Below are 6,971 nucleotides of genomic sequence, written 5' to 3'. Positions count from 1 at the left end.
GCTGATCAGCACCCTTGCCGCTGCGGCCGCGCAGGTCCTTCTTGGCTTCCCGCATCCCGACTGGGGACAGTACCTCGGCTGGTACGCGCTGCCGACCCTGGTCGACTGGTCCCTGATCGCTGTCCTGGCCATCTTCCTTCAGGCCTTGGCGCCCAACAAGTTCGTCGGCTGGGCGCTCATGGTGACCTATCTGGTTCTCCAGCTCAGCCTCGCGGGGGCGGGGTTCGAGCATAACCTCTACATCTACGGTGGCGACCCGGGCGTGCCCCTTTCCGACATGAACGGCCAGGGCGACTATGCCGGCTTCGCCGCCTGGTTCCGCGCCTACTGGACAGCCTTCGCCATCTTCCTGCTGATCCTGACCCAGGGCCTCTGGGCGCGCGGGGCGCGGGACGGGACCCGGGCCCGGATCGCCCGCCTGGGCCGTCGCCTGAAGGGCCCGACGGGCCTGGCCGCCGCCGGCGCCCTTGTCGTCTTCGCCGGCCTGGGAAGCTTCATCTTCGTCAACACCAACGTCTGGAATCCCTACCGGACCCAGAAGGAGGGCGAGGTCTGGCTGGCGGACTTCGAAAAGGGCTTCCTGAAGTACGAGGCCCTTGCCCAGCCATCCGTCACGGACGTGACCCTGGACCTCGACCTGGATCCCCACGCGCCCCGGCTCGCCGTGCGTGGGGCGTACGACCTGGTGAATGACACGGCGGCCCCGATCGGCGCTGTCCACGTTCGCTTCGACCGCGACCTGAAGGTGGACAGGCTGGTCCTGTCCCGCCCCGCCCGCACGGAGACCTTCGAGCGCTTCAACTACCGCATCCTGCACCTGGCGGAGCCCCTTGCGCCGGGCCAGACCGCCCGCCTGGAGTTCACGACCACCCTGGAGCAGAAGGGCTTCCGCAACTCCGGGAACACGACCCGCCTTGTCGACAACGGGACCTTCGTCTCCAACTCCGAGTTCGCGCCGATCCTCGGCATGTCGCGAAACGGCCTGCTCCAGGATCGGACCACACGCCGCAAGTACGGGCTTCCTCCCGAGCTGCGGCCGGCGAAGCTGGAGGACGAGAGCGCCCGGGCCCGCAACTATGTGGGTAACGCCGACTGGGTGAACGCCGACATCACCGTCTCCACCGTCGCCGACCAGACCCCGGTCGCACCGGGCTACCTCGTCTCGGACACCACCGCGAACGGGCGAAGGACCGCGCGCTTCCGCACCGACGCCCCGGTCCTGAACTTCTTTTCCGTCCAGTCCGCCAGGTACGCCGTGCGCCGCGAGACCTACAAGGGCGTCGACCTCGCCGTCTATCATCACCCCGGTCACCCCTGGAACGTCGAGCGGATGATGGCTGCAATGAAGCGCAGCCTCGACTATTACCAGGCCAACTTCAGCCCCTACCAGTTCCGGCAGGCCCGGATCATCGAGTTCCCGGGCTACGAGGACTACGCCCAGGCCTTCGCCAACACGATCCCCTTCTCTGAATCCATTGGCTTCACCGCCGATCCGGACAAGCCGGACAAGATCGACTTCGCCACCTATGTCACAGCCCACGAGATGGCCCACCAGTGGTGGGCGCACCAGGTCATAGGCGCCGACATGCAGGGCGGCACTGTCCTCTCGGAGACTCTCGCGCAGTACTCAGCCCTCCTGGTCATGGAACAGACCTACGGCAAGGAAGGCATCCGCAAGTTCCTCCGAAACGAACTGGACAGCTACCTCGCGGCCCGGGGCGGCCAGGCTGTCGAGGAGACGCCGCTCATCCGGGTGGAGAACCAGCCCTACATCCACTACCGGAAGGGCTCCCTGGTCATGTACCTGCTGCGCGACCAGATCGGCGAGGCCAAGGTCAACGCCGCCCTGCGCAGCCTCCTGGCCCGTTACGCCTTCAAGGGCGCGCCCTACCCCACCTCCCGGGACCTGGTCGACGCCCTGCGGCGCGAGGCGGGCGATGATCCCCGGGCTCAGGACCTGATCACCGACCTCTTCGAGAAGATCACGCTCTACGACCTCAAGACCGAGGAAGCCCAGGCCCGCCGCCGGCCCGACGGACGCTACGACGTCACTCTGAAGATCACCGCCCGCAAGCTCTACGCCGATGGCAAGGGCGTCGAGACCGCTGCGCCGCTGGGGACGGAGACGTTCGACCTCGGAGTCTTCACCGCCGAACCCGGCAAGCCCGGCTTCTCCAGGGCCTCGGTGCAGAGCTTCACCGCGCGCACTCTCAAGGACGGCGAGCAGACCCTCACCGTGACCGTCAACGGCAAGCCCGCCTTCGCCGGGATCGATCCCTACAACAAGCGCATCGACAGGAACTCCGGCGACAACGTCACCCCGGTCAAGGTCGAGGGATAGGCTTGCGCAATGCGAACGTTTGAGGAACATTGACGGGGCCGCCGGAGCCCCGTCATGCCCCCGACCGACCTGCAGGAAGCCCCGCTCCTTGGACCCCTGTCGTCCTCGCCGCCTCACGCCGGCCATCGGGCCCGCCTGCGGCATCGCGCCCGGCACGGCGGGCCTGGCGCCCTGCCGGACTATGAACTTCTCGAGCTGCTCCTCTTCCGGTCCCTGCCGCGGGGCGACGTCAAGCCCCTGGCCAAGGCCCTGCTGGCCCGCTTCGGCTCCCTCGCCGGCGTCTTCGGCGCCCCGCTCGAGGACCTGGTCCGGGTACGCGGCCTGGGCGAGCAGGCGGCGCTGGACCTCAAGCTCGCCCACGAGGCCGCCGTGCGCATCAGTCGCGAGCCCGTCGCCCGCCGCACCGTGATCACCTCCTGGACCCAGCTGTCCGCCTATCTGCGCACCGCCATGGCCCATGAACCGCGCGAACAGTTCCGCGTCCTCTTCCTGGATCGCAAGAACCAGCTGATCGCCGACGAGGCCATGAACGAGGGCACTGTGGACCACGCCCCCGTCTATCCGCGTGAGGTTGTCCGCCGGGCGCTTGAGCTCTCGGCCAGCGCCCTGATCCTGGCTCACAATCATCCCTCCGGCGATCCCACCCCCTCCCGCGCAGACATCGACATGACCCGCGAGGTGATCGAGGCGGCCAAGGTCCTGCGCCTGTCGGTCCACGACCACGTCATCGTCGGCCGCGACGGCCTGACCAGCTTCCGCGCTCAGGGGCTGATCTGAGGCCGGGTGGTCCCGCCGGGGCGCGCGCGCTAGACTGTGCGCCGGGCCCGCTTGGCGGAATCGGTAGACGCAACGGACTTAAAATCCGTCGCCATCGGCGTGCCGGTTCGAGTCCGGCAGCGGGCACCAGACCAGAGTGCGACATTTTGTCCCAGGTTCCCACCTGTATGGTGGCGAGCCCTTAACCTTGCAGGCGCACAACAGGGTTTTCTCAGATCACGCCGAGGCCGGAAGGGGGCAGGCTTGGGGGCGAGGCGACAGGGGGTTGGGCATCACATGGGACCGCGGACAGCGTCGACAGGGCGAGCGGGGATGACCGAGGAATCAGCCCCGACGGAGGACGCCAGCCTGGTCCGGCTCCTCGGGCTGGCCTTCGCCGGCGCCGACCTGGTCTTCGAGATCGATAACGACGGGGTGATCGTCTTCGCCCTGGGTGCAGCGGAACGCCTGACCGGGCGCCCCGACAAGGCCCTGGTCGGAAAGGACTGGGCCAGCCTCTTCAACCCGTCCGAGAGCGCCCTGCTGACCCGCCTGCGCAGGGACCTGGCCACCGGAGAGCGGCGCGGGCCCATGCGGGTGGACCTCGCCCCTCGGATGGCGTCGAACGCTCCGACCGGCGCCAGCCTCTCGGTCTTCCGCCTGCCCCAGCTGGGATCAAAGCTCTCCTGCGCCCTCAGCCTGAGCTCACCCACCGGCGGATATCCCTTCGCCCGGGACGCCAGCGGCTTCACCTCCGTGGACTCCTTCGCCCGTTCGACCGAGTATCTTCTCGAGGAAGCCCGCCAGGCGGGTCTTGTCCTGAGCCTCGACCTTGTGGAGGTGCGGGGACTCAGGGATCGTCTCGCCCAGCTGCCCCCGGAAGACGCTGAGGAGGCCCGGCAGTCCCTGCAGGCCGTCCTGCGGGCGGATTCCTATGGCGGTCTCGGCGGCGCCGAGGTGGGCGTGGACAGGTTCGCCATCATGCGGTCATCCGAGGCGCCGCCTGAACGCCTGCTTCAGAGCGTCGGGGCGGCGACCGGCGGGGCGATCCCGGAGCTGTCCCGTATGCCCCTCGACTGCGCCGCGACGTCCCGCAACATGCGGACCATGCGCCTGGCCCTGGACCGGTTCATCGAGGCCGGAGGCGACGCCGCCGCCGCGGGTTTCAGCGACACTGTGGCCCGGACACTGCGCGACTCCTCCCGGTTCCGCGACATTGTCGAGCAGAGCGGTTTCCAACTGGCCTACCAGCCCGTGGTTTCCCTTGAGACGGGCAGGCTGCACCACTTCGAGGCCCTGGCCCGCTTCTCGCCAGACACCAGCCCCGCGGAGACAATCCAGCTGGCCGAGGACCTGGACATGATCCAGGCCTTCGATCTTTCAGTGGTCCGCAGCATTGTCCGGGAGCTTGAGGCCCAGCCCCGAAGCACGCGGATCGCCGCCAATCTCAGCGCCCACTCCCTGATGATCGACGGATTTCTGGAAGAGATACTCGGTCTGGTGAGCGACTCCCGGGACCTGCGCCGACGGCTGATCCTTGAGATCACCGAGACCCGGAAGATCCAGGACCTCGACCGCGCCAACTCGCTGATCGCCCTCCTGCGGAAGGCCGGGCACATCGTCTGCCTCGACGATTTCGGGGCCGGGGCGGCCTCCCTTGACTATCTGCGCCGGCTGGAGGTCGACTTCATCAAGATCGATGGGCGCTACATCCAGTCCATGACCGAAGGGTCGCGAGACGCCCTTGTGGTCAAACATCTCGTCGCGCTTTGCAAGGAACTCGGCGTGGCGACAATCGCCGAGATGGTCGAGACCGCCAGCGTAGCCCGCCTGGCGCAGGAGCTGGGCGTCGAACTGGGTCAGGGATGGATCTTCTCCAAGCCCCTCGACACCCCGAAGTGGAGCCCCCAGTCGACGCCGAAACCAGCCCGAGGCCGTGTCGGCGCCCGGGAAATCTGGATCTGACCACCCGGCGGTTGCCTGCGGACCCGACTTGGGCGCAGGAAGGGATCATGCGCACCGCCCTGCTCTGGTTCCGCCGCGACCTTCGCCTGGTCGACAACCCGGCCCTTCGCGCCGCCCTCGCCGTCGGCGCCGTCACGCCCGTCTACATCCTCGACGAGGGGCCGGATGTCCGGCCACAGGGCGCGGCTTCGCTTTGGTGGCTGAACCGGTCTCTTTCCGCCCTGGCTGCAGACCTTCAGGACCGCGGGTCCCGGCTCATCCTGCGACGCGGCGACCCGGCGCGCCTGATCCCCGAACTGGCTGCGGAGACCGGCGCGACCTCGGTCCACTGGAATGACCTCTTCGACCCCGGGCTGAAGGAACGGGATGACCGGCTGGAGGCCCGGCTCGCCGCTACCGGCCTCTCTGTCGGCCGCTGGAACGGCGCCTACCTCCTGCGGCCGGACGAAGTCACCACGCGCACGGGCGGCGCCTTCAGCGTCTTCACCCCCTTCTGGCGCGCCGCCCGCCCGCTCATCTCCGATCCCGGCAGGATCGAACCGCCGGCGCGCCTGCCCGCCCCCGACGCCTGGCCTGCATCGGAGGCGCTGGACTCCTGGGGCCTGCACCCGGTCTCGCCGGACTGGTCTGCGGGGTTCGCCGACTGGACCCCGGGGGAAGCCGGCGCCCGCGAACGCCTCGGCCGATTCCTCGCCCGCGGGCTGGCGGGCTACGGCCGGGCCCGGGACTTCCCCGCCGAGCCGGGCGTCTCGCGCCTGTCCGCCCATCTGCACTTCGGCGAGATCAGCCCCTTCGCTCTCTGGCGGGGCGCGCTGAACGCCGTTGAGAGGGGCGCCGCCCCCGAGACCGACGCGGAGAAGTTCCTCGCTGAACTGGGGTGGCGCGAGTTCAACGCGGCGATCAGCGGCCGCGGACGGGACCTGGCGCTCACCAGCTTCGATTCCCGATTCGAGGCCGTGGCCTGGCGCAAGTGCCCCCGCGATCTCGCCGCCTGGCGCCGCGGGCGAACCGGCTACCCCATCGTCGACGCGGGCATGCGCGAGCTCTGGACGACGGGGTGGATGCACAACCGCGTCCGGATGATCTGCGCCTCCTTCCTGGCCAAACACCTGCTCCTCGACTGGCGGGAAGGCGAGTCCTGGTTCTGGGACACCCTGGTGGACGCCGACCACGCCTCCAACGCTGGCAACTGGCAGTGGGTGGCCGGCAGCGGCGCCGACGCAGCGCCCTATTTCCGGATCTTCAGTCCGATGGCCCAGGGGGCGAAATTCGACCCGGACGGGCGGTATGTCCGCAAGTGGGTCCCCGAGGTCGCCCGCCTGCCCGACCGGTGGCTGCACGCCCCCTGGACGGCGCCGCCCCTGGTCCTCGACGCTGCGGGCGTCCGCCTGGGCGAGACCTACCCCGCGCCCGTCGTCGACCACGACTTCGCCCGGGCGCGGGCCCTCGAGGCTTACGCGGTCGTGAAGGGCCGCTAGACTGAACCTGCAGACAACGGAGGATTCCCCATGCTCGGCTACGTCACCCTCGGCGCCAACGACTTCGAACGCGCCAAGGCCTTCTACCGCGCCGCCCTGGCGCCCCTGGGCGCCAGGCCCGCCATGTCCGGGGACCGGATGGAGCTCTACACCAACGGCACAGGCGCCATGCTTGGCGTCTGCATCCCCTACGACAAGGGCGAGGCGACCGCAGGCAACGGCGTCATGCCCGCCATTTCCGCCCCCAGCCGCGAGGTGGTGGACCAGGTGCATGCCGCCGCCCTCGCCAATGGCGGGACCTGCGAGGGTCCTCCCGGTGAGCGCATGCCCACCTTCTACGGCGCCTATTTCCGGGACACCGAAGGCAACAAGATCTGCGTCTACAAGATGGGCTGAACCCGGCGGACGGCGGGCGCTCAGGTCTCCAGGCG

The 6,971-nt window shown here is 69.1% G+C and carries 5 protein-coding genes and 1 tRNA gene; all 6 read left to right on the top strand.

Annotation, left to right across the window (positions count from 1 at the left end):
• Positions 1 to 2,341: M1 family aminopeptidase (locus IM632_RS01300; protein WP_296551940.1), on the top strand; the 2,341-nt coding region annotated here is incomplete at its 5' end.
• Positions 2,342 to 2,395: 54 nt separating this feature from the next.
• A complete protein-coding gene (gene radC / locus IM632_RS01295) occupies positions 2,396 to 3,118 on the top strand; it encodes a DNA repair protein RadC (protein ID WP_296481322.1) in 723 nt (240 codons plus the stop codon).
• A gap of 45 nt (positions 3,119 to 3,163) precedes the next feature.
• Positions 3,164 to 3,247 (top strand) — tRNA-Leu (locus IM632_RS01290).
• Between the two features lie 183 nt (positions 3,248 to 3,430).
• A complete protein-coding gene (locus IM632_RS01285; protein WP_296498011.1) occupies positions 3,431 to 5,062 on the top strand; it encodes an EAL domain-containing protein in 1,632 nt (543 codons plus the stop codon).
• Between the two features lie 47 nt (positions 5,063 to 5,109).
• Complete coding sequence (locus IM632_RS01280) at positions 5,110 to 6,540, top strand: deoxyribodipyrimidine photo-lyase (protein ID WP_296522925.1); 1,431 nt, start codon at positions 5,110 to 5,112, stop codon at positions 6,538 to 6,540.
• 30 nt (positions 6,541 to 6,570) lie between these two features.
• Positions 6,571 to 6,936, top strand: a complete 366-nt coding sequence (locus IM632_RS01275; protein WP_293515659.1) for a VOC family protein — start codon at positions 6,571 to 6,573, stop codon at positions 6,934 to 6,936.
• The last annotated feature ends 35 nt before the right edge of the window (positions 6,937 to 6,971 follow it).

Source organism: Phenylobacterium sp., from assembly GCF_020402505.1.
In the GTDB taxonomy this organism is placed as follows: Bacteria; Pseudomonadota; Alphaproteobacteria; order Caulobacterales; family Caulobacteraceae; genus Phenylobacterium.
The sequence above is the reverse complement of the archived record's forward strand: the minus strand, read 5'-3'. Positions and strand labels throughout refer to the sequence as shown.

Bases quoted from the DNA above. Each gene is read 5' to 3' on its own strand.
- IM632_RS01285 (WP_296498011.1), top strand. From the start codon at position 3,431: ATGACCGAGGAATCAGCCCCGACGGAGGACGCCAGCCTGGTCCGGCTC.
- IM632_RS01275 (WP_293515659.1), top strand. From the start codon at position 6,571: ATGCTCGGCTACGTCACCCTCGGCGCCAACGACTTCGAACGCGCCAAG.
- radC (WP_296481322.1), top strand. From the start codon at position 2,396: ATGCCCCCGACCGACCTGCAGGAAGCCCCGCTCCTTGGACCCCTGTCG.
- IM632_RS01280 (WP_296522925.1), top strand. From the start codon at position 5,110: ATGCGCACCGCCCTGCTCTGGTTCCGCCGCGACCTTCGCCTGGTCGAC.